The sequence below is a fragment of the Vogesella sp. AC12 genome (assembly GCF_024437575.1).
In the GTDB taxonomy this organism is placed as follows: Bacteria; Pseudomonadota; Gammaproteobacteria; order Burkholderiales; family Chromobacteriaceae; genus Vogesella; species Vogesella indigofera.
On record NZ_JANFNU010000012.1, the window covers coordinates 68,604 to 92,284 of the forward strand.

The following is a 23,681-nucleotide window of genomic DNA, read 5'->3' on the forward strand; positions in this document are numbered from 1 at the left end:
GCTTACATAAGGCATGTAGAAACAAAACCAAACGCATAATAAAGTAACAGCACCTCTATTCGCAAGCCACCCCAACATCATACCGCACCACCATGACAAAAGGGCAAGCCCTCATCAGGCTTGCCCTTGTCGTCGTCACTGCGGCCAACCTTGGCCGCAGTCACACGCTTACTTCTTGCGTTGCGGCGGCAGGTCGGTGCAGCTGCCGTGCGCCACTTCGGCGGCCATGCCGATGCTCTCGCCCAGCGTCGGGTGAGCGTGGATGGTCTTGCCGATGTCGGTGGCGTCGCAGCCCATTTCGATGGCCAGGCAGATTTCGCCCAGCATGTCGCCGGCGTGGGTACCCACGATGGCGCCGCCGATCACCTGATGGGTGTTGGCGTCGAAAATCAGCTTGGTGAAGCCTTCGTCGCGACCGTTGGCGATGGCGCGGCCGGAGGCAGCCCACGGGAACACCGCTTTTTCGATCTTGATGCCGTCACGCTTGGCCGATTCTTCGGTCACGCCGACCCAGGCCACTTCCGGATCGGTGTAGGCCACGCCCGGGATCACGCGGGCGTCGAAGAAGGATTTGCCGCCGGCGCAGTTTTCGGCTGCCACGTGCGCCTCGTGCACCGCCTTGTGCGCCAGCATCGGCTGGCCAACGATGTCGCCGATGGCGTAGATGTGCGGCACGTTGGTGCGCTGCTGCTTGTCCACTTCGATGAAGCCGCGATCAGTCACGGCCACACCGGCGTTTTCGGCGCCGATCAGCTTGCCGTTCGGCGCACGGCCGGCGGCGACCAGTACCAGGTCGTAACGCTGCGGCTCGGCCGGCGCCTTGGCGCCTTCAAAGGTCACGTAGATGCCGTCTTCGCGGGCGTCCACGGCCACGGTCTTGGTGCCGGTCATGATGTTGTCGAAGCGGTGGGCGTTGTACTTCTCCCATACCTTCACCAGATCACGATCCGGGCCTTGCATCAGGCCGTCCATCATCTCGACCACGTCCAGGCGCGCGCCCAGCGTAGAGTACACGGTGCCCATTTCCAGGCCGATGATGCCGCCGCCGATCACCAGCATCTTGTTCGGTACGGCTTTCAGCTCCAGCGCGCCGGTGGAATCGACGATGCGCGGATCTTGCGGGATGAACGGCAGGTTCACCACGCGGCTACCGGCGGCGATGATGGCGTTCTTGAACTTGATCACCTGCTTGGCGCCGGTCTTGTCCTGGCCCGTGCCGTCGGTGGTTTCCACCTGCAGGTGGTACGGGTCGAGGAACTGGCCGACGCCGCGCACCACTTGCACCTTGCGCGCCTTGGCCATGCCGGCCAGACCGCCGGTCAGCTTGCCGATGACCTTTTCCTTGTAGCCGCGCAGCATGTCGATGTCGATTTCCGGCGCGGCAAACTTGATGCCGTTGGCGGCCAGGTGTTTCACCTCGTCGATCACCGCGGCGTTGTGCAGCAGCGCCTTGGACGGGATGCAGCCCACGTTCAGGCACACGCCGCCCAGGGTGGCGTAGCGCTCGACCAGGACCACTTTCAGGCCCAGGTCGGCGGCGCGGAAGGCGGCGGAGTAGCCGCCGGGGCCGGCGCCCAGTACCAGCACGTCGCAGTCGATGTCGGCGGTGCCGCTGTGCGTGGCCGCAGCAGGGGCGGCAACCGGTGCAGCAACTTGCGGGGCAGCCGCTGCCGGAGCAGCAGCAGGGGCCGCAGCCGGCGCAGGGTTGGCCGCAGCGGCCGCACCGGCCACTTCGATGACCACGATCACGTCACCTTCGGAGATCTTGCCGCCGACGGCGGTGCGCACTTCCTTCACCACGCCGGCCGCTTCGGCCGGGACTTCCATGGTGGCCTTGTCGGTTTCCAGCGTGATCAGGCTGTCGTCCTTGGCAACGGTGTCGCCGACTTTCACGAACACCTCGATCACGTCCACATTGCTGTGGCCGCCGATGTCCGGCACTTTCAGTTCAATCAGATTGCTCATGGTTCACATCCATGTGGTGGCGGCGCGCAGGGCACGCCGCCGGTATTCGGCACGATGGCTTGCTGGCAGCCGAAGCCTGACCGCGGCCAGGCCTCGGGCTGCGACCATTACAGGATCAGGCGACGCACGTCGGACAGCAGCTTGCCCAGGTACACGGTGAAGCGGGCGGCAGCGGCGCCGTCGATCACGCGGTGGTCGAAGGACAGCGACAGCGGGCACATCAGGCGCGGCGCGAATTCCTTGCCGTTCCATACCGGCTTGATCTGCGACTTGCACACGCCGAGGATGGCCACTTCCGGTGCGTTGACGATAGGCGTGAAGCCGGTGCCGCCGATACCACCCAGACTGGAGATGGTGAAGGTGGCGCCCTGCATGTCGGTCGGCTTGAGCTTGCCGTCACGCGCCAGCGCGGACAGGTCGGTCAGTTCCTTGGCGATCTGCTTGATGCCCTTCTGATCCACGTTCTTGATCACCGGTACCACCAGCCCGTTCGGCGTGTCGGCGGCAAAGCCGATGTGGTAGTACTGCTTCAGCACCAGGTTGTCGCCGTCCAGCGAGCTGTTGAAGTTCGGGAACGCCTTCAGTGCTTCGGCGGCGGCCTTGATGATGAAGGCCAGCGGGCTGATCTTGAGGCCGGACTTTTCCCATTCCTTGCCGATGGTCTTGCGGAAGTCTTCCAGCTCGGTGATGTCGCAGTCGTCGTTGAACGTGACGTGCGGGATCATCACCCAGTTGCGGGCCAGGTTGGCACCGGACAGCTTCTGGATGCGGGTCAGCGGCTTGGTTTCGATCGGGCCGAACTTGGCGAAATCGACCTTCGGCCATGGCAGCAGGTCCAGACCGCCGCCATTGCCTGCCGGTGCAGCGGCCGGGGCCAGCGCCGCCGGGTTCTGCATCACGGCCTTCACGAAGCCCTTCACGTCGTCCTCGACGATACGGCCCTTGCGGCCGGAGCCTGTCACCTTGGACAGGTCGACACCCAGTTCGCGTGCCAGCTTGCGTACCGACGGGCCGGCGTGCGACTTGGCGAAGCCGGCTTCGTTGAAGGCGGCGGCGACGGCAGCGGCCACCGCAGTCGGGGCCGGCGCAGCAACCGGCGCGGCGGCAGCAACAGGCGCAGCTGGGGCTGGTGCGGCAACCGGTGCCGCGGCGGCTGGCGCGGCGGCAGCGCCAGCACCTTCCACCACCACGATCAGGTCGCCTTCGCTGGCCTTGTCGCCGACTTTGACTTTCACTTCCACCACGCGGCCGGCGGCGGTGGCCGGCACTTCCATGGTCGCCTTGTCGGTTTCCAGCGTGATCAGGCTGTCGTCGACCTTGATTTCGTCGCCGACCTTGACCGATACCTCGATCACGTCGACGCCGCTGTGGCCGCCGATGTCCGGAATGCGGATCTCGCTGCGGCCAACGTTGGCAGCCGGGGCTGGAACTGGGGCCGGTGCCGGCGCAGCAGCTGGCGCAGCAGCGGGTGCCGGGGCAGCGACCGGCGCGGGCGCAGCCGCTACCGGGGCGGCTACCGCAGCAGCCGGGGCCGGTGCGGCGGCGCTGGCGCCGACTTCGATGATGGCGATCACGTCGCCTTCGGAAATCTTGCCGCCGAGTACGGCGCGCACTTCTTTCACCACACCGGCGGCTTCGGCCGGTACTTCCATGGTGGCTTTGTCGGTTTCCAGCGTGATCAGGCTGTCGTCGATGGCGACGGTCTGGCCCGGCTGGATGAAGACTTCGATGACATCTACGTTGTTGTGCCCACCGATATCGGGCACTTTCAGTTCGATCAGATTGCTCATGGCTCTATCCACATCGTAGGGCGGAGGCCCGCATGGCGGGCAAGGCGTAGTGCCTTGCCGGCTGCGGGCTCCGCCAACATTCGGCTTGGTATCCCGGCTGCCGTCTGGCGGCGGCCGGATCGCGCTGCTGCAGGAGCGGCGAAAGCCACACGGGTGACTTTCGCCGGTATCAGGGTTGGCCGCAACGGCCGCGCCTTATACCTTCCAGCTAGGCAGCTTGGCGACGTTGATACCGTACTTGGTGATGGCTTCCTGGACGCGGGCGGCGTCGATCTTGCCTTCGCGTGCCAGTGCCGACAGCGCGGCCACGGCGACGTAGCGGCGATCCACTTCGAAGAACTCGCGCAGCTTGGCGCGGCTGTCGGAGCGGCCGTAACCGTCGGTCCCCAGCACCACGTAACGGCCAGGCACGTATTCACGGATCTGGTCGGCGTAGTTGCGGATGTAGTCGGTCGCGGCGATCACCGGGCCGGAACGGCCGGCCAGCTGCTGCTCGACGTAGGACAGGCGCTGCTCGCCTACCGGGTGCAGCAGGTTGTGACGCGAGGCTTCCATGCCGTCACGACGCAGCTGGTTGAACGAGGTCACGCTCCAGATGTCGGAGGCGATGCCGAAGTCGTTGCGCAGCAGGTCGGCGGCGGCAATCACTTCGCGCAGGATGGTGCCGGAGCCCATCAGCTGGACTTTCACCGCGGCGTCGCCGCCGTCCTTGAACAAATACATACCCTTCAGGATGCCGTCTTCGGCGCCCTGCGGCATCGCAGGGTGGGTGTAGTTCTCGTTCATCAGCGTGATGTAATAGAACACGTCCTGCTGTTCCACGTACATGCGCTTCAGGCCATCCTGCAGGATCACGGCCAGTTCGTAGGCGAAGGTCGGATCGTAGCTGATGCAGTTCGGGATCAGGCCGGCCTGGATGTGGCTGTGACCGTCTTCGTGCTGCAGGCCTTCACCGTTCAGCGTGGTACGGCCGGCGGTGCCGCCGAGCATGAAGCCGCGGGCGCGCATGTCGCCGGCTGCCCAGGCCAGGTCGCCGATACGCTGGAAGCCGAACATCGAGTAGTAGATGTAGAACGGAATCATCGGGATGCCGTGGTTGGCGTAGCTGGTCGCTGCCGCAATCCACGAGGACATCGCGCCCGGCTCGTTGATGCCTTCCTGCAGCATCTGGCCGTCCTTGGATTCTTTGTAGAACATCAGCTGGTCGGCGTCCTGCGGCACGTAGTTCTGGCCCTGGGTGGACCAGATGCCGTACTGGCGGAACATGCCTTCCATACCGAAGGTACGCGATTCGTCCGGCACGATCGGTACGATCTGCTTGCCGATGTTCTTGTCCTTGAGCAGGATGCCCAGCTGGCGCACGAAGGCCATGGTGGTGGAGAACTCGCGCTCGCCGGAATCATTGAACTGGCTGTCGAACACGTGCAGGCCCGGGATGGCCAGCGGGGTCTTCACCGGTTTGCGGGCCGGCAGGTAGCCGCCCAGCGCGGCGCGGCGTTCGCGCATGTACTGCATTTCCGGGCTGTCTTCGGCCGGCTTGTAGTACGGCACGCTTTCCAGATCGGCGTCGGATACCGGGATGCCGAAGCGGTCGCGGAACTTGCGCAGGTTGTCCAGTGCCATTTTCTTGGCCTGGTGGGCGACGTTCTGTGCCTCGCCGCTGGAGCCCATGCCGTAACCCTTGATGGTCTTGGCCAGGATCACGGTCGGACGGCCGTTGGCGTTGTGGGTGGCTTCGTGATAGGCGGCGTACACCTTGTGCGGGTCGTGGCCGCCACGGTTCAGTGCCCAGATCTCGTCGTCGGACATGTTGGCCACCATCTCGCGCAGCTCCGGGTACTTGCCGAAGAAGTGTTCGCGAACGTAGGCGCCGTCCTTGGACTTGAAGGTCTGGTAGTCGCCGTCGACGCACTCGTCCATGCGCTTTTTCAGCAGGCCCTTGGTGTCCATCGCCAGCAGCGGGTCCCAGCGCGAGCCCCATACCACTTTCAGCACGTTCCAGCCGGAACCGCGGAAGTCGCCTTCCAGTTCCTGGATGATCTTGCCGTTACCGCGTACCGGGCCGTCCAGACGCTGCAGGTTGCAGTTGATCACGAACACCAGGTTGTCCAGGCCTTCGCGGGCCGCCAGCGCGATCGCGCCCAGCGATTCCGGCTCGTCCATCTCGCCGTCGCCGCAGAAGCACCACACCTTGCGACCCGGGGTCTTGGCCAGGCCACGGCTTTCCAGGTACTTCAGGAAGCGCGCCTGGTAGATCGCCATCAACGGGCCCAGGCCCATCGACACGGTCGGGAACTGCCAGAAGTCTTCCATCAGCCACGGGTGCGGATAGGAGGACAGGCCGCCGCCGTCCACTTCCTGACGGAAGCTGTCCAGCTGCTCTTCGTTGAGACGGCCTTCGAGGTAGGCACGCGCGTACACACCAGGGGAGATGTGGCCCTGGAAGTACACCAGATCACCTTCCTGCTCGTCGTTGTGGGCGCGCCAGAAGTGGTTGAAGCCGACGTCGTAGAGGGTGGCGGAGGACTGGAAGGAGGCAATGTGGCCACCCAGTTCCAGGTCTTTCTTGCCGGCGCGCAGCACCAGGGCCATCGCGTTCCAGCGGTTGATGGAGCGGATGCGGTGCTCCATCTCGTGATTGCCGGGGGACTTTTGCTCTTTGCCCACCGGGATAGTATTCAGGTATGCAGTCGTCGCCTCGAACGGCAGGTGTGCGCCACGGCGACGGGTACGTTCGACCATTTTCTCCAGCAGGAAGTGGGCACGCTCGGCGCCGTCACTATCCAGTACAGACTCCAGCGCATCGGTCCATTCGTGCGTTTCAACCGGATCGATATCGTCAGGGTAGATTGCTGCCATCTCACATCCTCACTTTTTATTTTCAGTTCACTACCCGGTTGGGCAGCGTCTGCTGTCATGACATTGGGTGCCTTGGTAAAGGCTTTACAGAACTGCGTCGGATTATAATCGAACAATTCCGCAAATAAAATTTGCGAAAGTGAAAAGTTTCTTACATAGCGCAGAGTGTAAATCCTGCCGATTTCCACGCGAAGTGGGCAATTGGGGATATCACTCAAAATCGGCTTTTTCGGCAGCGATATTGCACTGCAATATGTTGTTTTTTTGCGATTATTCGCGGAACGACGGCAGGCGGGGCAAAAAGCGCCGGCGCACGCTGCGGAGCGTGGCCGGAGGCGGGGCAGGCGTCAGCGCGGCTTGGCCGGATGCTGGCTGTCGATTTCGCGCAAACGCGCCTCGACGGTGGAGCGCAGGTAGAAGTCGTCGCCGCCGGCGCGGCTGGCGAGCTGGTACTGGATGCGCGCCGATTCAAACTCCTGTTCGATATAGAACGCGTGGCCGAGCGCGGCGTGGTAGCGCAGTGCGTCGCCCTCGCCGTAGCTGCGCGCCGCCAGCCGCCACAGCGCGGCATTGTCGGGCGCGCGCTTCAGCGCCAGCTCGATCTGCTGCCGCGCCTCGGCACTGCGCCGTGCCTGCAGCAGAGTGTCAATGCGCGCCAGCCACAGCGCGTCGTTGGACGGGAATTGCTGCAGCGCCTGCTGATAGCGCGCCAGCGCGCCGTCAAGGTTGGCCGCAGCGCGCTGGATATCGCCGTCCAGCAGCAGCAGCGCCGGATGCGGCGGCAGTTGCCGCTGCGCGCTGGCCAGCGCCTGCTGCGCCTCGTCGTAGCGGCCCAGCTGCAGCAGCGCGCGCGCGAGGCCGTAATAGGTGGCGCCCGGCTGCAGGAAGCGGCCGGCGGCCAGCGCGGTGCGGTAGTGGCGCTCGGCCTCGGCGGCGCCGAGGGTGGCCAGGCGCAGCTTCTCGCGCATCAGCAGGAAATCGCTGCTGTCGGCGCGCATGCGCAGCGGATAGCCCTGCGCGCGGTTCTGCGCCTCGCTGACGCGCTCGCCGGTCAGCGGGTGGGTGCGCAGGAAGCCGAAGGCGTTGTTGTCGTTGTGGCGGTGGGTCTGCTGCAGGCGATCGAAAAAGCCGGCCATGCTGCGCGCGTCGAAACCGGCGGCGGTCAGGTACTGCATGCCGATGCGGTCGGCCTCGCGTTCGAAATCGCGTGAATAGGCCAGCTGGCGGCTGGCGGCGAGGCCGACGCCGGCGTTGACCATGCCGGCGCTGACATCGCCGTTGGAGGCATTGGACGCCAGCACCCCGGCCAGGATCGCCGCCAGCATCAGCAGATGGCGGTTGCCCTCGCCCTCCTGCATCCGCGCCAGATGGCGCTGGCTGACGTGGGCGATCTCGTGCGCCAGCACCGAGGCCAGTTCACCCTCGCTCTGCGTCGCCAGCAGCAGGCCGCTGTGCACGCCGATGACGCCGCCGGGCAGCGCGAAGGCGTTGATGCTGCGGTCGTTGACGGCGAAGAAGGCGAAGCGCATTCCCGGCAGCTGCGCGCCGGCGGCCAGACGCCCGCCGAGGTCGGCGAGGTAGGCGTTGACCTCGGCGTCGTCGATCACGTCGCCGTCGCCGCGCAGCGAGCGCAGGATGTCGCGGCCGATGCGGTTTTCCTCCGCCTGCGGCAGGGCGGACTCGGCCACCGTGCCGAGGCTGGGCAGGTCGTTGTGGGCGGACAGCGGCGGCGCGGCCAGGGCGGCGAGCAGGCTGGCGACGAGCAGGGCACGGCGGGAGTGTCGTTTCATGCCGCTATGATAGCCAGCGGCGGCCGGAAGTTGCACGCGGTGCGTGGTTTTCAGATCTGATAGTCGCTGCCGGGGCATAGCTGCTGGATGGCGATGTGGGTGGACAGGTGCAGGCGGCCGTCAAAGCGCGCCGCCAGTCCGGCGCGCTTGCACACGTCCAGCACCGGGCCCTTGACCTCGGCCAGGTGCAGGCGGATGCCACGCTCGGTGAGGCCGTCGTCCAGCCGCTCCAGCATTGCCAGCGCGGTCATGTCGAGGCGGTTCACCGCGCTCATCACCAGCAGCAGGCTGTGGCTGTCCGGGCTGGCGGCGGCCAGTTGCTGGATGGCATTGCCGACGTGGCGGGCATTGCCGAAGAACAGGCTTTCGTCGACGCGCAGCAGCAGCACGCCGGGCAGCGGCTCGGTGTGGTAGCGCAGCACGTTGCGGAAGTGTTCGGTGCCGGGCACCCGTCCCAGCACCGCGATGTGCGGCCGGCTGCTGCGCATCAGCCATACCGACAGCGAGATCACCACCCCGGCGACGATGCCGGCATCGACGCCCAGCGCCAGCACCAGCAGGAAGGTGACGGCAAACGCCACCGCGTCGGCGCGTTCGGTGCGCCACGCCGCGCGCAGGGTACGGAAATCGATCATCACCGCCACCGAGGCAATGATGGTGGCGGCCAGCACCGCCAGCGGCAGCTTGGCCAGCAGCGAAGTGGCGGTGCTCAGCAGCAGCACCATCAGTGCGGCGGTGATCAGCGAAGCCAGCTGGGTATTGGCGCCGGCGTCGGCATTGACCACCGAGCGGGTCAGGCCGCCGGTGACCGGAAAGCCGCCGCTAAGGCCGGCGCCGAGATTGCACAGCCCCAGCGCCAGCAGCTCGCGGTCGGGGTCGATGGTTTCGCGCCGCGGCGCGGCCAGCATCTGCGCCACCGACAGGCTCTGCACGTAGTTGATCAGCGCGATGAAGAAGGAAGGCATCACCAGCGGCGCGAGGCCCAGCGACGGCAGGGCCGCCAGCCGCAGCGCCGGCAGCCCGCCCGGCACCACGCCGACCACCGGCAGTTGCGCCTGCCAGCCGGCCAGCGTCACCGCCAGCAGGCCGCCGAGCACCACCAGCATCGGCGCGGTGCGCGACAGCGTGCGCGCTACGCCGGATGCCAGCCCCAGCGCGTGCAGCAGACTGGCCAGATAGCGCCGCGCCAGCACCAGCAGCAGCAACGCGATCAGCCCCAGCAGCAAGGCCAGCGGATTGAGCGCCGCGACATGGGCGAGGAAGGCCTGCGCGATGTCCGGCAGGCTGGCGCCGCCGGCGCGGAAGCCGGCCAGCGGCGCCAGCTGCGACAGCACGATCAACAGCGCCGAGGCGGCGGTGAAGCCGGCCAGCACCGGCTGCGACAGCGCGTCGGCGAGGAAACCCAGGCGCAGCAGGCCGAACAGGAACAGCATGGCGCCGGACAGCAGCGCCAGCCAGATGGCCGCCAGCAGGTAGTCGTCGCTGCCGGCTGCGGCCAACCTTGACAGCGTCGCCGCCACCAGCAGCGAGGTCACCGCCATCGGCCCCACCGACTGCGCGTGGCTGCCGCCGCTGAACGCGTACAGCAGCAGCGGCAGCAGGCTGGCGTAGAGGCCGGCTTCCGGCGGCAGGCCGGCCACCAGCGCATAGGCCAGCCCCTGCGGCACCAGCAGCAGGGTGACGATCACCCCGGCGCTGACATCGCCGGGCAGGTCGGCACGGCGGTAGTGGCGCAGCCAGCGCGGCAGCCAGTTCATCGCGACAGCGCTTTGTCCAGCGGCCGGAACAACAGCATGCCCGCCACCATCGCCAGCACGAACAACAGCCCCGGCCATTGCAGGCTGCCCAGCAGCACCAGCCCCGGGCCGGGACAGATGCCGGCGATGCCCCAGCCGATGCCGAACAGCACGCTGCCCAGCACCAGACGCGGCGTGATGCCGCTCTTGCCCGGCAGGTGGATGGGCGCGCCCGACCACGACGGCAGCTGGCGATGGCTGCGCGACTCGGCGAGGCGGAACAGCGGCAGGCCGACGGCGATGGCGCCACCCATCACCAGCGCCAGCGACGGATCCCACTGCCCGGCGAGATCGAGAAAGCCGATCACCTTTTGCGGATTGCTCATCCCCGACAGCAGCAGGCCGACGCCGAACAGCAGGCCGATGGCAAACGCCTGTCCCGCTTGTGCATGGTGTTTCATCTTGTTCTCCTCACACCAGCAGGTGGCGCAGCAGGTAGACCGCGGCAAAGCCGGCGGCCATGAACGACAGCGTCGCCACCAGCGAGCGCGGCGACAGCCGCGACAGGCCGCAGACGCCGTGACCGCTGGTGCAGCCGGAGGCAAAGCGGGTGCCGATGCCGACCAGCAGCCCGGCCAGCAGCAGCTGCGGGGTATCGACCATCATCTTGACCGCCGGCAGCTCGCCGCGCAGCAGCAGGTACAGCGCCGGCGCCAGCAGCAGGCCGCCAACAAAGGCGACGCGCACGGCGCGGTCCGGCGCGCCATCCACCAGCCCGCCGAGCAGGCCGCTGATGCCGGCAATGCGTCCCAGCCCCAGCGCCATCCACGCCGCGGCCAACCCGATCAGCACGCCGCCGGCCAGTGCCGCCAGCAGCGCCGCCGGATCCCAGATGATGTTCATGGTGTGACTCCTCGATCAGGGTGACGGCGGTTTCGGCCCCGCGTCATCGGCACAAAACAGGCTGTGCAGCGTGCCGAGGATGGCCATCGCCTCCTGGCTGGCTACACTGTAGTAGATCCACTTGCCCTCGCGCCGGGTGTTGACCAGCGCCTCGTTACGCAGCACGCCCAGCTGCTGCGACAGCGTCGGCTGGCGGATACCGGTCAGCCGTTCCAGCTCGGACACGCTCTTCTCGCCGTCCACCAGCTGGCACAGCAGCAGCAGCCGGTCTTCGTTGGCCAGGCTTTTCAGCAGGCTGGTGGCGCGTGACGCGTTGTCATGCAAGATACTCAGATCCATGGTGGGTATTTCCTCCTGTCTGTCTTGTTATTTTATCGCAGCGCGTTTTTATTATATTTACAAATATAATGTTACGCAATATATTGACTGCACTACCTGTCCTGCCACGAGGAGTCACGATGAATCCCCAAGTCCACGCCAGTTTCGATCCCGTCACCTGGACCATCAGCTATGTGGTGTACGACCGGCGCGGCGGCCATGCGGCGATCATCGACCCGGTGCTGGACTACGATCCCAAGTCCGGACGCACCGCCACCGCCGCCGCCGACCGGCTGCTGGCCTTCGTGCGCGAGCAGCAGCTGACGCTGGACTGGATCATCGAAACCCACGCGCACGCCGACCACCTGTCCGCCGCCGCCTACCTGAAACAGCAGCTGGGCGGCCGCATCGCCATCGGCCAACAGATCGACGGCGTGCAGCGCGTGTTCAAGGGCATTTTCAATCTCGAAACCGGCTTTGCCACCGACGGTCGGCAATTTGACCACCTTTTTGCCGATGGCGACACCTTTGCCATCGGCCAGCTGCAGGCGCAGGCCATCGCGGTGCCCGGCCACACCCCGGCCGACATGGCCTATCACATCGGCGACGCGATCTTTGTCGGCGATACCCTGTTCCTGCCCGACGTCGGTACCGCGCGCTGCGACTTCCCCGGCGGCAATGCCGCGGCACTATACCGCTCCATCCGCCGGCTATTGTCGTTTCCTGACCACACCCGGCTGTTCATGTGTCACGACTACCCGCCGGATGGCCGCGCGCCGCAGTGGCAGTGCACGGTGGCCGAGCAACGCGCACACAACATCCACGTCCACGACGGCATCAGCGAGGCCGACTTCGTGCAGCTGCGCGAGGCGCGCGACGCGACACTGGCGATGCCGGTGCTGATCCTGCCGGCGATCCAGGTCAATATCCGCGCCGGCCAGCTGCCGCCGGCCGAGGACAATGGCACCGCCTACTTAAAGATTCCGCTGAACCTGCTGTAAACTGCAGCCATCGTGATGACATCGGGCGCGCGGCGACCCGTACCCTAATGGACCCCTATCCCTTACCCCCGGCACCGGCGCGACTGGTGCACGAACGCGGCGTGCCGGCCTTCGGCATGTACCGCGGCACCGTCGAGCAACTGTCGTGGCAGGCGCTGAAGGCGCCGCTAGCCAAGCAATTGACGCGCCAGCTGCACCACAAGCGCTGGCAATACGCCGCCATCGGCCACGCCGACTTCTTCATCGGCGTGGCGGTGGTCGATACCGGCTGGTGCGGCAGCGCTTTTGCCTACCTGTTCGACCGCCGTCGCCGCGAGCTGGTCGCCAGCTTCAGCAGCAACGGCCTGCCACTGGTGTCCACCCGCATCGAGAACCGCAGCTTTGGCGACGCCACCTTCCGCCAGGGCAAGAACTGCATCGCCTTCCGCCGCGCCGACAAGCGCCTGGAGCTGACCGTCAACACTCCGGCGCTGCAGCTGGCGGCACACATCGCGCTGCCGGCACCGCACAGCGTGATGGCCGCCATCGCCCCCGCCAACTGGCTGGCGCACGCCACCCACAAGAGCAGCGCGCTGCCGATCAGCGGCTTTGCCGACTGCGGCGGCCGGCAGCTGGCGCTGGATGACGCCATCGCCAGCCTCGACGCCTCCAACGGCCTGCTGGCGCGCGACACCGCGTGGCGCTGGGCCAGCGCCCACGACCACCGCATCGGCTTCAACCTGCAGCAGGGCTATATGGGCGACGCCGAAAACGCGGTGTGGCTGGACGGCGTGCCGCACCGCGTCGGCGCCGCCCGCTTCGACTTCGACGCCGCGCAGCCGCTGGCCGCGTGGCAGATCCGCACCGACGACGGCGCGGTGGCGCTGACCTTCACCCCGGAAGGCGCGCGCCAGCACGACCAGGACCTGCTGATTGCCGCCAGCCGCTACCTGCAGCCGATCGGCTGTTTCAGCGGCCGCATCATCCACCCGCACACCGGCGTCGCGCACGAGGTGTCGCAGCTGCTCGGCATCACCGAAGACCACCACTCGCGCTGGTAGCCCCAGCCTGCGGCCAACGTTGGCCGCAGGCGGCGAACGCTGCGCCGTGCCGCCTGTCTCATAACGCAGGGAGCAGCCGTCTACCGGCTGCGGCCGCGGCCGTCCCGCTGCGGCGCCTTGCCTGGAGTGCGGCCAACCATGTTCGACAAGATCCTGATCGCCAACCGTGGCGAAATCGCGCTGCGCGTGCTGCGCGCCTGTCACGAGCTGGGCATCAAGACGGTGGTGGTGCACTCCGAGGCCGACCGCGACACCAAGTACGTGAAACTGTCCGACGAATCGGTGTGCATCGGCCCGCCGCCGGCGGCACACAGCTACCTGCACATCCCGGCCATCATCGCCGCCGCCGAGGTCACCCGCGCGCAGGCGATCCACCCCGGCTACGGCTTCCTGTCGGAAAACGCCCACTTCTCGCAGTGCGTGGAGGAGTCCGGCTTCGTGTTCATCGGCCCGCGCGCCGACACCATCCGCCTGATGGGCGACAAGGTGTCGGCCAAGCAGGCGATGCTGGCCGCCGGCGTGCCGTGCGTGCCCGGCTCCGACGGTGCGCTGCCGGACAACGACAAGGCGGTGCTGAAGATCGCCGCCAAGATCGGCTACCCGCTGCTGATCAAGGCCGCCGCCGGCGGTGGCGGCCGCGGCATGCGCGTGGTGCCGCACGCCGGCGAGCTGCTGGCGGCGATCCAGACCACGCAGCGCGAGGCCGAGGCCGCCTTCGGCAACGGCAGCGTGTACCTGGAACAATACCTGCCGGCGCCGCGCCATATCGAGATCCAGATCCTGGCCGACGAGCACGGCAACGCCGTGCATCTGGGCGAGCGCGACTGTTCGCTGCAGCGCCGCCACCAGAAGGTGATCGAGGAGGCGCCCGCCCCCGGCATCAGCGCCGCCCAGCGCAAGAAAATCGGCGAGGCCTGCGCCGAGGCCTGCCGCCGCATCGGCTACCGCGGCGCCGGCACCTTCGAATTCCTGTACCAGGACGGCAAGTTCTACTTCATCGAGATGAACACCCGGGTGCAGGTGGAGCATCCGGTGACCGAGATGATCACCGGCATCGACATCGTGCAGGAGCAGATCCGCATCGCCGCCGGCCTGCCGCTGCGCTTCAGGCAGCAGGACATCCACTTCCGCGGCCACGCGATGGAGTGCCGCCTCAACGCCGAGCACGCGTTCAGCTTCCGGCCGTCGCCGGGGTGCATCGAGCACTACCACCCCGCCGGCGGCCCCGGCATCCGCATCGACTCGCACATCTACCAGGGCTATCAGGTGCCACCGCACTATGATTCGATGATCGGCAAGCTGATCGCCTACGGCGACGACCGCGCACAGGCGATGGCGCGGATGCGCGGGGCGCTGCGCGAGCTGGCGATCAGCGGCATCGACACCAATCTCCCGCTGCACCAGCTGCTGCTCAGCGACCCCGGCGTCATCGCCGGCAGCACCAGCATCCACTATCTGGAACAATGGCTGGCCGCGCGCCAACAATCGACATCAGGATAAAAACGATGCCCGACGCCACGCTGCAACTGCGCCCAGCGCACCCCGACGATGCCGCCGACCTCGCCCGTCTCAGCGGCGAGCTGGGCTATCCCGCCAGCGCGGCACAACTGCGACAGCGGCTGGCCATACTGCTGGCGGCACCGCAACAGCACTTCGTCTGCATCGCGCAATGGCAGGGGGAAACCTGTGGCTGGATTCACGGCTTTGTGCGGCCGTTGCTGGAGTCCGACCCCTGCGTCGAGCTGGGCGGTCTGGTCGTGGCGGCGGCACAACGCGGCCACGGTATCGGCAGCGCGCTGCTGGCGGCATGCGAGCAGTGGGCGAAAACGCAGGGCATCCACCAGCTCGGCTTGCGCAGCGCCGAGCACCGCCAGGATGCGCACCGCTTTTACCGGCAGCACGGTTATGTCCATGTCAAAACCTCGCTCACGCTGCGCAAAACCCTGGCATCGGACGGCGCCCCCCGCTGACCAAGCCGGCACGAGACCGTCGCCAAAACCCGTGGTAGCATGGCGCCCGACCCCGATAGAGCAAACACACCAATCCCGTGACCCTGCCTGCTACCCGCGGGCAAACTTCAAGACAGGAGAACACCATGGGCCTGCTTAACAGCTTGCTGGAACACAACCGCGCCTTCGTCGAAGCGCGCGAATACGAGCAATTTTCCACCGACAAATTCCCGGACAAGAACCTGGTCGTGCTGTCCTGCATGGACGCCCGGCTGGTGGAACTGCTGCCCAAGGCGATGGGGCTGAAGAACGGCGACTTCAAACTGATCAAGAACGCCGGCGCGCTGGTCACCCACCAGTGGGGCTCGGTGATGCGCTCGCTGCTGGTCGCGGTGTACGAGCTGCGCGCCGAGGAAATCTGCATCGTTGCGCACCACGATTGCGGCATGCGCGCCATCGATCCGAACCGCATCCTGGACCATGCGCAGGAACGCGGCGTGTCGGCGGATACCATCGCCACCCTGCGTGGCGCCGGCATCGACCTGGACGCGTGGCTGAAGGGTTTCGACAACGTGCAGGACAGCGTGCGCCACACCGTGGCCACCATCCGCAGCCATCCGCTGATGCCGAAAGACATCCCGGTACACGGCCTGGTGATCCACCCGGCCACCGGCGCGCTGGACGTGATCGTCGATGGCAACCAGCCCGGCTAAGCACCCGCCGCGCATCGGCGTGTTCGGCGGCACCTTCGACCCGCTGCACGCCGCCCACCTGCGCCTGGCGCGCGCCTTTCGCGACGAGCTGGGGCTGGACCAGGTCCGGCTGATCCCCGCCGGCCAGCCCTACCACCGCGACCGTGCCCCGCACGCCAGCGCCGCACAGCGGCTGGCAATGCTGGACGCGGCGCTGGCCGAGGAAGCGCCGGGGCTGGTCAGCGACGACCGCGAAGTGCGCCGCCCGCGCCACGCCTACACCGTCGACACCCTGCAGGAGCTGCGCGACGAGCTGGGCGACAAGGCCGAGCTGTGGTTCCTGATCGGCGGCGATTCGCTGCAACAGCTGCACACCTGGCAACGTTGGCCGCAACTGCTGCAGCTGGCCAACCTCGCCGTCGCCCTCCGTCCCGGCTTTGTTGCGGCCAACCTTGATCCGGCCGTTGCCGCCCTGTGGCAGGCGCGGCAAGTATCTGATTTTTCAAATCGAACGCCTTCCGGTACAATCCGCGCCTTGGACTTGCCGCCCATCACCCTCTCTGCCACCGACATCCGCCAGCAACTGGCGGCGGGGCAGGACTGCAGCGCGCTGCTGCCAGCGGCGGTGCTGGCCTATATTCGCCAGCACCGGCTATACCGCTGAAGCACGCAGCGCAACACGCGACGGCAAGCAGGCATTGCACTGGCCGGCGGTTGCCGGCCGTACGCTCTTTTGCGGGACCTCTGACCACGCCGGGCGCTGACGCGTCGCCACGTCCCCTGACACCGAATATCAAGGATGCACATGGAAGTTCAAGAAATCGTCAAACTGGCCATCAACGCGCTGGAAGACGTTAAAGGTAAAAACATCGTCTCGCTGGACACCAGCAAGCTGACCTCGCTGTTCTCGCACCTGATCGTCGCCACCGGCGACTCCAACCGCCAGGTGAAGGCGCTGGCCAACAACGTGGCCGTGGATCTGAAGGCCGCCGGCATTGAGCTGGTCGGCACCGAAGGCCACGAGAGCGGCGAGTGGGTACTGGTCGATGCCGGCGACGTGGTCATCCACGTGATGCTGCCGGCGGTACGCGACTACTACGACATCGAGGCACTGTGGGGCGGCCAGAAGCCGTCGTTCGTGCCGGTCGGCGGTCGTCCGTGGGATGCCACCGCAGCGGAGTAATCCCCGCCCTGCCGTGATCGCAAGCGCACCGCCCAGGCGGTGCGTTGTGCTTTGCGGCCAACCTTTTGCCCCTGTAGCCCTGCCATGAAAATTACCCTGCTGGCCGTCGGCACCAAGATGCCGCGCTGGGTGGACGAAGCGTTCAACGACTACGCCAAGCGCTTTGGCCGCGACATCAGCTTCGAGCTGAAAGAGATCAAGCCGGAGAAGCGCGGCGGCGGCGTCACCGCCGAGAAAGGCATCGCCGCCGAGCACGAGCGCCTGGTGGCCGCCATTCCGCCGCGCAGCAAGCTGCTGATCCTCGACGAGCGCGGCAAGAACTGGACCTCGGTACAGCTGGCCGGCGCGATGAAGGAATGGATGGCCGGCGGCGACGACATCTGCATCGTCATCGGCGGTGCCGACGGCCTGTCGGCGGAACTGAAAGCCCGCGCCGACATCATGCTGCAGCTGTCGGCGATGACGCTGCCGCACGGCATGGTGCGCGTGCTGCTGGCCGAGCAGCTGTACCGCGCCTACTCCATCCTCAACAACCACCCCTACCACCGCGAATAAGCGCACCGGTTGCGGCCAAGCCTGGCCGCAGCCTCGCACCGCCGGCCGCAAGGCTGCGACATTTTGCCGCATTCCCGCCGGCGCCGGTCGCGCCTAGACTGGCGTCCTGTTTCCCCATACCGGACCGACCATGAAATCCCTGCTCCTCGCCCTCGGCCTGCTGCTTGCCAGCGGCACCACCCTCGCCCACGTCACCCTGGAAAGCCGCGACGCCGTCGCCGGCAGCAGCTACAAGGGCGTGCTGCGCCTGCCGCACGGCTGCAACGGCAGCGCCACCACCAGCGTGCGCGTGCAGCTGCCGGACGGCTTCCGCCTCGCCAAGCCGATGCCCAAGGCCGGCTGGCAGCTGCAGACGGTGCGCGCCGCGGTGTCGCCGTTCGACAACCACGGCCAGACGGTGCGCGAGGACGTGCGCGAGATCGTGTGGTCCGGCGGCCAGCTGCGCGACGATTTCTACGACGAATTCGTGTTCCGTGGCACCCTGCCCGACCGTGCCGGCGAAACCGCCTGGTTCAAGGTGATCCAGCAGTGCGGCACCCAGGAAATCCGCTGGCAGCAGCTGCCGCAGGACGGCGGCAACGGCGAGTTTCCCGCCACCAGCGTCAAGCTGCAGCCGGCGCCAGCGGCGGCACACGTGCACTAACGCTTAACAATCGCGGCGACGGCGAGCGGTCGCCGCGATTTGTCGTATTTAATTTAAACACTTTTACAACAAATCTAATGAGAGCCGATCCCGGGCATCGCCCTGCCCCTGCTCGACATACGTCATTGACATAAAAAAGACCACTACGCCGGCGACAACGCAACTGGAAAATGGCCACTTCACTCAGTAACATGAAGGTATCGCTCCTTCACCCTGAGCCTGAGTTCTTTACATCATGACGAACCGCCTGTTACTGACCATCGTGCTGCTGCTGGCCACAAGCCCGGTGCTGGCACTCGGTCCCCTGCCTGCCGATGATTTCCTCGCCGACGCGGTGCGCCCCGGTCTCGGCGCCACCCTCAGCTTCGATGCCCTGCCGGAACCGCCGCCGGCGCCCGAGTCACGCGGTGACGCGGTGCCGGCCGTCAAGACCCCGGCCTACAACCGGCAACAGGCGGCGCTGTTCAACAAGCTGATCAATCAGGTGGCGCGCGAGCACAAGCTGGATCCGCAGCTGCTGCACGCCATTGTCACCGTCGAATCCGGCTACAACCCGGTGGCGACCTCGCCCAAGGGCGCGCAGGGCCTGATGCAGCTGATGCCGGACACCGCCGCCCGTTTCGGCGTGCGCAATCCGGCCGACCCACTGCAGAGCCTGCGCGGTGGCGCACGTTACCTGCGCTTCCTGCAGGGCCACTTCAAGCAGGACATGACGCTGGTAATCGCCGCCTACAACGCCGGCGAGGGCGCGGTCGGCAAATACCGCAACACCATCCCGCCGTATCGCGAGACCCGCGAATACGTGGCCAAGGTGCTGGCGTCCTACGAGTCGCGCGCCGGCCAGCCGCTGGTGCCCTCGCGCCAGCCGCGCTTCCAGCTGATCCTGCCGCCGCCGCTGTTCCCGCTGTAACGCTGCCGGCCGCCACATGCAAAAGCCCCTGTCCGCGGACAGGGGCTTTTGTTTGGCCGGCGCGTTGCGACTTAGCGGGCGGCGAGGCTGGCGGCCAGCCGTTTCAGGCTGTGCCAGGCGTCGCCCTGCGCCACACCCTTGATCTGGCGGTCGATGCGCGCACACTCGGTCAGCGCCTGCATCAGCCGCGCGCCGCCGATGCGCTTCAGCGCCGGCTCCGCCAGCCGCTGCTTGTCGCCCCACAGCCGCAATTCATTGGCCATGTCGCGCACGCCACGGCCGTCCTTCAGGCCGCGCCCCAGCTTGATCAGCATGCGCACGTCCTCGGTAAACGACCACAACACCAGCACCGGCGCCTCGCCTTCCGCCTCCAGCCCGTCCAGCATGCGCGCGGCGCGCGCCACGTCGCCGGCGAGCCAGCTTTCCGACAGGTGAAACACGTCGAAGCGCGCCACGTTGGCCACCGCGTCGCGGATGTCGGCCAGGCTCAGCTCACCCTGCGGGTACAGCAGCGCCAGCTTGTCGATTTCCTGCTTCGCCGCCAGCAGGTTGCCCTCCACCCGGTCGGCAAAGAAGCTGGCCGCGTCATGGCCCAGGGTCTGACCCTGGCGCTGCAGCCGCCGCGCGATCCACGCCGGCAGCTCATGGCGAGCCACCGGCTTGGCCTCGGTGATCACCGCGCTCTTTTCCAGCGCGGCAAACCACTTGCTCTTCTGCTGGCTGCGGTCCAGCTTCGGCAGTTGCAGCAGGGTGATGGTGTCCGGCGGCGGGCTGGCGGCCAACCTTTGCAGCGCCTCGCCGCCCTCCACCCCCGGCTTGCCGCCGGGAATGCGGATTTCCAGCAGCTTGAGGCTGGCAAACAGCGACACGCTGCTCATCGCGTCAGTCAGCTGCGACCAGTCGAAATGCGCACCCTCCACCGTCAGCACCTCGCGTTCGGCATAGCCGGCCTGCCGTGCGCGGCTGCGCAGCGCGTCGGCGGCCTCCAGTGCCAGCAGCGCTTCCTCGCCGTGGATCACGTACAGCGGCGCCAGCGTGCGCGCCAGCTGCGTGATGAAGGCGTCAGGGCTTAATGCTGGCATTGCCCGGTTTCGGCAGGTAGGCGAGACGGTGCATCAGCTGCTCGGCGGCATCGCGGCGCATGTCTTCCAGCAACAGCGCTTCCTCGCGCTCCTTGCCCAGCACCGCGCTGTCGCTGTAGCTCAGCTCGCGGCGCACCACCACCGTCAGTGGCAACGGCATGTCCTCGCCCTTGCGCTGCACGCTGGCCTCGACACGGTAGGTGAGCAGGTATTCGTTGACCTTGCCGCCACGGTTGATGGTCAGGATGTCCTTGGCATTAGCGGTGCTGTCGATGGTCAGTACCACCTCGGCGTCAGCGGCACGGCTTTGCAGCTGCACGCGACCGTCGCGCTGCAAGGCGCTTTGCAGCGGCTCGGCCAGGTTGCCCGCCTGCTGGATGGCGATGCTGGCAAACGGCAGCGGCGTCAGCGGCGCCGACAGCCCGCGCAGGTGAAAGCCGCACGCGCTCAGCGCCAGCAGGGCGCCGGCCAGCAGCGTGCTCTTGATCAGTCGGTTCATACGACACTCCGGTGTGCGCCGCGGTGACAAGGCGGCTGACGGGCATACCGTCAGCCGCCTTGTTGCGTTGCGGCGTATTGCTAGCAGGATTAAACGACGATGTTCACCAGGCGGCCCGGCACCACGATGATCTTCTTGGCCGGCTTGCCTTCCATGAACTTGATCACGTTGTCGTGCGCCAGCGCGGCGGCTTCGATCTGGTCCTTGCCGGCGTCGGCGGTGACGGTGACGCTGCCGCGCAGCTTGCCGCACACCTGCACCATCAGCTCGATCTCGCTCTTCACCAGCGCGCTCTCGTCCACCTGCGGCCAGGCCTGCGCCAGCAGCTCGGTGCCCGGACGCAGTTCGCTCCAGATCGCCTCGGTGATGTGCGGCACGATAGGCGACAGCAGCACGGTGACCGCTTCCAGCACTTCCTGCGCCACGGCGCGGCCAACGTCACCACTGGTATCGGCCTTGTCAAAGGTGTTGAGCAGCTCCATCACCGCGGCGATGGCGGTGTTGAACTGCAGACGGCGACCATAGTCGTCGGCCACTTTCTGGATGGTGCTGTGCAGCTTGAAGCGCAGCTCTTTCTGGCTGGCGTTCAGCTCGCCACCGGCGTAAGCGGTGGTGATGCCGGCGGCCACGTGCTCGCGGCTGAGTTTCCACAGCCGTTTCAGGAAGCGGAACGCGCCCTCCACGCCGGCATCGGACCATTCCAGCGACTGCTCCGGCGGCGCGGCAAACATCATGAACAGGCGCGCGGTGTCGGCGCCGTAGTTTTCGATGAATTCCTGCGGATCGACGCCGTTGTTCTTGGACTTGGACATCTTCTCGATGCCGCCCACGACAACCGGCTGGCCGTCGACGCGGTGGGTCGCGCCCACGATCTTGCCCTTGGCGTCGCGCTCCAGCACCACGTCCTGCGGCGCGATCCAGTCCTTGCTGCCGTTGGGCAGGTCGCGGTAGAAGGTCTCGCAGATCACCATGCCCTGCGTCAGCAGGCTCTTGAACGGCTCGTCGCTGTCCACCAGGCCTTCGTCGCGCATCAGCTTGTGGAAGAAGCGCGCGTACAACAGGTGCAGGATGGCGTGTTCGATGCCGCCGACGTACTGGTCCACCTGCAACCAGTAGTTGGCCGCAGCCTTGTCCAGCATCGCGGTGTCGCACTGCGGGCTGGCGTAGCGCGCGTAGTACCAGCTGGACTCCACGAAGGTGTCCATGGTGTCGGTTTCGCGGCGGGCTTCGCCGCCGCAAGTCGGGCAAGTGGTTTCGTAGAATTCCGGCATCTTGGCGAGCGGCGAACCGGCGCCATCGGGAATCACGTTTTCCGGCAATACCACCGGCAGCTGCTCGGCCGGTACCGGCACGTCGCCGCAGCACGGGCAGTGGATGATCGGGATCGGGCAGCCCCAGTAGCGCTGGCGGCTGATGCCCCAGTCGCGCAGGCGGTACTGGGTTTTCTTGGCGCCGGCGGACTTGGCTTCCAGATCGGCGACGATGGCGTCAAAGGCGGCGGCAAAGTCCAGACCGTCGTACTTGCCGCTGCCCACGGTTTTCAGGCCTTCCTTGGCGCCGTACCAGTCTTGCCAGGTGGTGGCGTCGAAATTGTCGTCGCCGCTGACCGGGGCGTACACCTGGGTAATCGGCAAGCTGTACTTGTTGGCAAACTCGAAATCGCGCTCGTCGTGCGCCGGCACCGCCATCACCGCGCCTTCGCCGTAGCCCCACAGCACGTAGTTGGCGATCCATACCGGCAGCTTGGCGCCGGTCAGCGGATGGATGACGAACAGGCCGGTATCGACGCCCTTCTTCTCCATCTTGGCGACGTCGGCCTCGGCCACCGAGCCGGCCTTGCACTCGGCGATGAACGCCTGCAGTGCCGGGTTGGCCGCAGCGGCCTGGGTGGCCAGCGGGTGTTCGGCGGCGACGGCAACATAGGTGGCGCCCATCAGCGTGTCCGGACGGGTGGTGTACACCTTCATCACGCCGTCGTGGCCGATGCTGTCCGTGTCGTAGGCAAAGGACACGTCGGAGCCGAAGCTCTTGCCGATCCAGTTGCGCTGCATGGTCTTCACCTGTTCCGGCCAGCCATCCAGCTTGTCCAGATCGTTCAGCAGCTCGTCGGCGTACTTGGTGATGGCGAAGTAGTACATCGGGATTTCGCGCTTTTCCACCAGCGCGCCGGAGCGCCAGCCGCGGCCGTCTACCACCTGCTCGTTGGCCAGCACGGTCTGGTCCACCGGGTCCCAGTTCACCACGCCGTTTTTCTTGTAGATGATGCCCTTCTGGAACAGGCGGGTGAACAGCCACTGCTCCCAGCGGTAGTAGTCGGGCTTGCAGGTGGCCAGCTCGCGGTCCCAGTCCAGCGCGAAGCCGAGACTGTCCAGCTGCTTTTTCATGTACTCGATGTTGGCGTAGGTCCACGCCGCCGGCGCGCCGCCGTTCTTCATCGCCGCGTTTTCCGCCGGCAGGCCGAAGGCATCCCAGCCCATCGGTTGCAGCACGTTGTAGCCCTGTGCCCGCTTGAAGCGCGCCAGCACGTCGGTAATGGTGTAGTTGCGCACGTGGCCCATGTGCAGCTTGCCGGACGGGTAGGGGAACATCGACAGCGCGTAGTATTTCGGGCGGGTGGTGTCTTCGACGGCTTTGAAGGCGGCGGTGGCCTGCCACTTCTGTTGGGCGGCGGCTTCAAGCTCGCGCGGGCTGTATTGTTCTTGCATGGAGATCTCTAGGCGCAAAAAAGCGTGAAAATTCAATCGCAACATTATAGCGGCGAGTTGC

General features: G+C 66.6%; 21 protein-coding genes. 10 read left to right on the plus strand and 11 right to left on the minus strand.

The features are described 5' to 3' along the window. Positions 1 to 168 precede the first annotated feature (168 nt). The 8 genes from lpdA to NOM55_RS15245 all read right to left on the minus strand — a co-directional run bounded on the left by lpdA (position 169) and on the right by NOM55_RS15245 (position 11,382). Entirely contained in the window at positions 169 to 1,965 is a 1,797-nt protein-coding gene (lpdA, locus tag NOM55_RS15210; protein WP_255909454.1) for a dihydrolipoyl dehydrogenase, read from the minus strand. A gap of 107 nt (positions 1,966 to 2,072) precedes the next feature. Next, complete coding sequence (gene aceF / locus NOM55_RS15215; RefSeq protein WP_255909456.1) at positions 2,073 to 3,755, minus strand: dihydrolipoyllysine-residue acetyltransferase; 1,683 nt, start codon at positions 3,753 to 3,755, stop codon at positions 2,073 to 2,075. 195 nt (positions 3,756 to 3,950) lie between these two features. Next, complete coding sequence (aceE, locus tag NOM55_RS15220) at positions 3,951 to 6,614, minus strand: pyruvate dehydrogenase (acetyl-transferring), homodimeric type (protein WP_255909458.1); 2,664 nt, start codon at positions 6,612 to 6,614, stop codon at positions 3,951 to 3,953. Positions 6,615 to 6,961: 347 nt separating this feature from the next. Beyond that, complete coding sequence (locus NOM55_RS15225; protein WP_255909460.1) at positions 6,962 to 8,404, minus strand: M48 family metalloprotease; 1,443 nt, start codon at positions 8,402 to 8,404, stop codon at positions 6,962 to 6,964. A 50-nt stretch (positions 8,405 to 8,454) separates the two neighbouring features. Next, a complete protein-coding gene (locus tag NOM55_RS15230) occupies positions 8,455 to 10,161 on the minus strand; it encodes a SulP family inorganic anion transporter (protein WP_255909461.1) in 1,707 nt (568 codons plus the stop codon). Continuing rightward, positions 10,158 to 10,601 carry a DUF6691 family protein gene (locus NOM55_RS15235; RefSeq protein WP_255909462.1) on the minus strand — a complete coding sequence of 148 codons (444 nt, stop codon included), beginning with the start codon at positions 10,599 to 10,601 and terminating at the stop codon, positions 10,158 to 10,160. The genes NOM55_RS15230 and NOM55_RS15235 overlap by 4 nt, the downstream gene beginning before the upstream one ends. Positions 10,602 to 10,611: 10 nt before the next feature. Further along, complete coding sequence (locus NOM55_RS15240) at positions 10,612 to 11,043, minus strand: YeeE/YedE family protein (protein WP_255909463.1); 432 nt, start codon at positions 11,041 to 11,043, stop codon at positions 10,612 to 10,614. Positions 11,044 to 11,058: 15 nt separating this feature from the next. After that, positions 11,059 to 11,382, minus strand: coding sequence for a helix-turn-helix transcriptional regulator (locus NOM55_RS15245; protein WP_047967982.1), 324 nt, complete (start codon positions 11,380 to 11,382; stop codon positions 11,059 to 11,061). Positions 11,383 to 11,501: 119 nt separating this feature from the next. Here NOM55_RS15245 and NOM55_RS15250 point away from each other — a divergent pair, with 119 nt between their 5' ends. From NOM55_RS15250 to NOM55_RS15295, 10 genes are all read left to right on the plus strand, one after another. After that, complete coding sequence (locus NOM55_RS15250) at positions 11,502 to 12,362, plus strand: MBL fold metallo-hydrolase (RefSeq protein ID WP_255909464.1); 861 nt, start codon at positions 11,502 to 11,504, stop codon at positions 12,360 to 12,362. A 47-nt stretch (positions 12,363 to 12,409) separates the two neighbouring features. Continuing rightward, entirely contained in the window at positions 12,410 to 13,402 is a 993-nt protein-coding gene (locus NOM55_RS15255; RefSeq protein ID WP_255909465.1) for a DUF2804 domain-containing protein, read from the plus strand. 138 nt (positions 13,403 to 13,540) lie between these two features. Beyond that, entirely contained in the window at positions 13,541 to 14,902 is a 1,362-nt protein-coding gene (gene accC / locus NOM55_RS15260; RefSeq protein ID WP_255909466.1) for an acetyl-CoA carboxylase biotin carboxylase subunit, read from the plus strand. Positions 14,903 to 14,907: 5 nt separating this feature from the next. After that, positions 14,908 to 15,372: a GNAT family N-acetyltransferase gene (locus NOM55_RS15265; RefSeq protein WP_255909467.1), complete on the plus strand. Its 465-nt coding sequence runs from the start codon at positions 14,908 to 14,910 to the stop codon at positions 15,370 to 15,372. 125 nt (positions 15,373 to 15,497) lie between these two features. Beyond that, entirely contained in the window at positions 15,498 to 16,064 is a 567-nt protein-coding gene (locus NOM55_RS15270; RefSeq protein WP_047967987.1) for a carbonic anhydrase, read from the plus strand. Next, positions 16,045 to 16,707: a nicotinate-nucleotide adenylyltransferase gene (gene nadD / locus NOM55_RS15275; protein WP_255909468.1), complete on the plus strand. Its 663-nt coding sequence runs from the start codon at positions 16,045 to 16,047 to the stop codon at positions 16,705 to 16,707. The genes NOM55_RS15270 and nadD overlap by 20 nt, the downstream gene beginning before the upstream one ends. A gap of 141 nt (positions 16,708 to 16,848) precedes the next feature. After that, on the plus strand, positions 16,849 to 17,226 hold the full coding sequence (rsfS, locus tag NOM55_RS15280; RefSeq protein WP_047967989.1) for a ribosome silencing factor: 378 nt from the start codon (positions 16,849 to 16,851) through the stop codon (positions 17,224 to 17,226). 84 nt (positions 17,227 to 17,310) lie between these two features. Further along, positions 17,311 to 17,781 carry a 23S rRNA (pseudouridine(1915)-N(3))-methyltransferase RlmH gene (gene rlmH / locus NOM55_RS15285; RefSeq protein ID WP_255909470.1) on the plus strand — a complete coding sequence of 157 codons (471 nt, stop codon included), beginning with the start codon at positions 17,311 to 17,313 and terminating at the stop codon, positions 17,779 to 17,781. A gap of 130 nt (positions 17,782 to 17,911) precedes the next feature. Then, entirely contained in the window at positions 17,912 to 18,424 is a 513-nt protein-coding gene (locus tag NOM55_RS15290; protein WP_255909473.1) for a YcnI family protein, read from the plus strand. A gap of 235 nt (positions 18,425 to 18,659) precedes the next feature. Beyond that, a complete protein-coding gene (locus NOM55_RS15295; protein WP_047967992.1) occupies positions 18,660 to 19,334 on the plus strand; it encodes a lytic transglycosylase domain-containing protein in 675 nt (224 codons plus the stop codon). Positions 19,335 to 19,405: 71 nt separating this feature from the next. On the opposite strand, the gene holA is transcribed toward NOM55_RS15295, so the two are convergent. From holA to leuS, 3 genes are all read right to left on the minus strand, one after another. Next, positions 19,406 to 20,416 (minus strand): DNA polymerase III subunit delta, encoded by a 1,011-nt coding sequence (gene holA, locus NOM55_RS15300; protein ID WP_255909474.1) that lies wholly within the window; start codon positions 20,414 to 20,416, stop codon positions 19,406 to 19,408. Continuing rightward, positions 20,397 to 20,915 carry an LPS assembly lipoprotein LptE gene (lptE, locus tag NOM55_RS15305; protein ID WP_047967994.1) on the minus strand — a complete coding sequence of 173 codons (519 nt, stop codon included), beginning with the start codon at positions 20,913 to 20,915 and terminating at the stop codon, positions 20,397 to 20,399. The genes holA and lptE overlap by 20 nt, the downstream gene beginning before the upstream one ends. 89 nt (positions 20,916 to 21,004) lie before the next feature. Next, positions 21,005 to 23,620, minus strand: coding sequence for a leucine--tRNA ligase (gene leuS, locus NOM55_RS15310; RefSeq protein WP_255909475.1), 2,616 nt, complete (start codon positions 23,618 to 23,620; stop codon positions 21,005 to 21,007). Between the last annotated feature and the right edge of the window lie 61 nt (positions 23,621 to 23,681).

Excerpts from the sequence above, each read along its gene's own strand:
- NOM55_RS15245 (WP_047967982.1), bottom strand. The coding sequence starts at position 11,382 with ATGGATCTGAGTATCTTGCATGACAACGCGTCACGCGCCACCAGCCTG.
- holA (WP_255909474.1), bottom strand. The coding sequence starts at position 20,416 with ATGCCAGCATTAAGCCCTGACGCCTTCATCACGCAGCTGGCGCGCACG.
- NOM55_RS15270 (WP_047967987.1), top strand. The coding sequence starts at position 15,498 with ATGGGCCTGCTTAACAGCTTGCTGGAACACAACCGCGCCTTCGTCGAA.
- NOM55_RS15235 (WP_255909462.1), bottom strand. The coding sequence starts at position 10,601 with ATGAAACACCATGCACAAGCGGGACAGGCGTTTGCCATCGGCCTGCTG.
- aceF (WP_255909456.1), bottom strand. The coding sequence starts at position 3,755 with ATGAGCAATCTGATCGAACTGAAAGTGCCCGATATCGGTGGGCACAAC.
- NOM55_RS15250 (WP_255909464.1), top strand. The coding sequence starts at position 11,502 with ATGAATCCCCAAGTCCACGCCAGTTTCGATCCCGTCACCTGGACCATC.
- leuS (WP_255909475.1), bottom strand. The coding sequence starts at position 23,620 with ATGCAAGAACAATACAGCCCGCGCGAGCTTGAAGCCGCCGCCCAACAG.
- NOM55_RS15255 (WP_255909465.1), top strand. The coding sequence starts at position 12,410 with ATGGACCCCTATCCCTTACCCCCGGCACCGGCGCGACTGGTGCACGAA.
- aceE (WP_255909458.1), bottom strand. The coding sequence starts at position 6,614 with ATGGCAGCAATCTACCCTGACGATATCGATCCGGTTGAAACGCACGAA.
- accC (WP_255909466.1), top strand. The coding sequence starts at position 13,541 with ATGTTCGACAAGATCCTGATCGCCAACCGTGGCGAAATCGCGCTGCGC.
- NOM55_RS15295 (WP_047967992.1), top strand. The coding sequence starts at position 18,660 with ATGACGAACCGCCTGTTACTGACCATCGTGCTGCTGCTGGCCACAAGC.
- lptE (WP_047967994.1), bottom strand. The coding sequence starts at position 20,915 with ATGAACCGACTGATCAAGAGCACGCTGCTGGCCGGCGCCCTGCTGGCG.
- NOM55_RS15225 (WP_255909460.1), bottom strand. The coding sequence starts at position 8,404 with ATGAAACGACACTCCCGCCGTGCCCTGCTCGTCGCCAGCCTGCTCGCC.
- rsfS (WP_047967989.1), top strand. The coding sequence starts at position 16,849 with ATGGAAGTTCAAGAAATCGTCAAACTGGCCATCAACGCGCTGGAAGAC.
- NOM55_RS15240 (WP_255909463.1), bottom strand. The coding sequence starts at position 11,043 with ATGAACATCATCTGGGATCCGGCGGCGCTGCTGGCGGCACTGGCCGGC.
- NOM55_RS15265 (WP_255909467.1), top strand. The coding sequence starts at position 14,908 with ATGCCCGACGCCACGCTGCAACTGCGCCCAGCGCACCCCGACGATGCC.
- lpdA (WP_255909454.1), bottom strand. The coding sequence starts at position 1,965 with ATGAGCAATCTGATTGAACTGAAAGTGCCGGACATCGGCGGCCACAGC.
- NOM55_RS15290 (WP_255909473.1), top strand. The coding sequence starts at position 17,912 with ATGAAATCCCTGCTCCTCGCCCTCGGCCTGCTGCTTGCCAGCGGCACC.
- NOM55_RS15230 (WP_255909461.1), bottom strand. The coding sequence starts at position 10,161 with ATGAACTGGCTGCCGCGCTGGCTGCGCCACTACCGCCGTGCCGACCTG.
- rlmH (WP_255909470.1), top strand. The coding sequence starts at position 17,311 with ATGAAAATTACCCTGCTGGCCGTCGGCACCAAGATGCCGCGCTGGGTG.
- nadD (WP_255909468.1), top strand. The coding sequence starts at position 16,045 with ATGGCAACCAGCCCGGCTAAGCACCCGCCGCGCATCGGCGTGTTCGGC.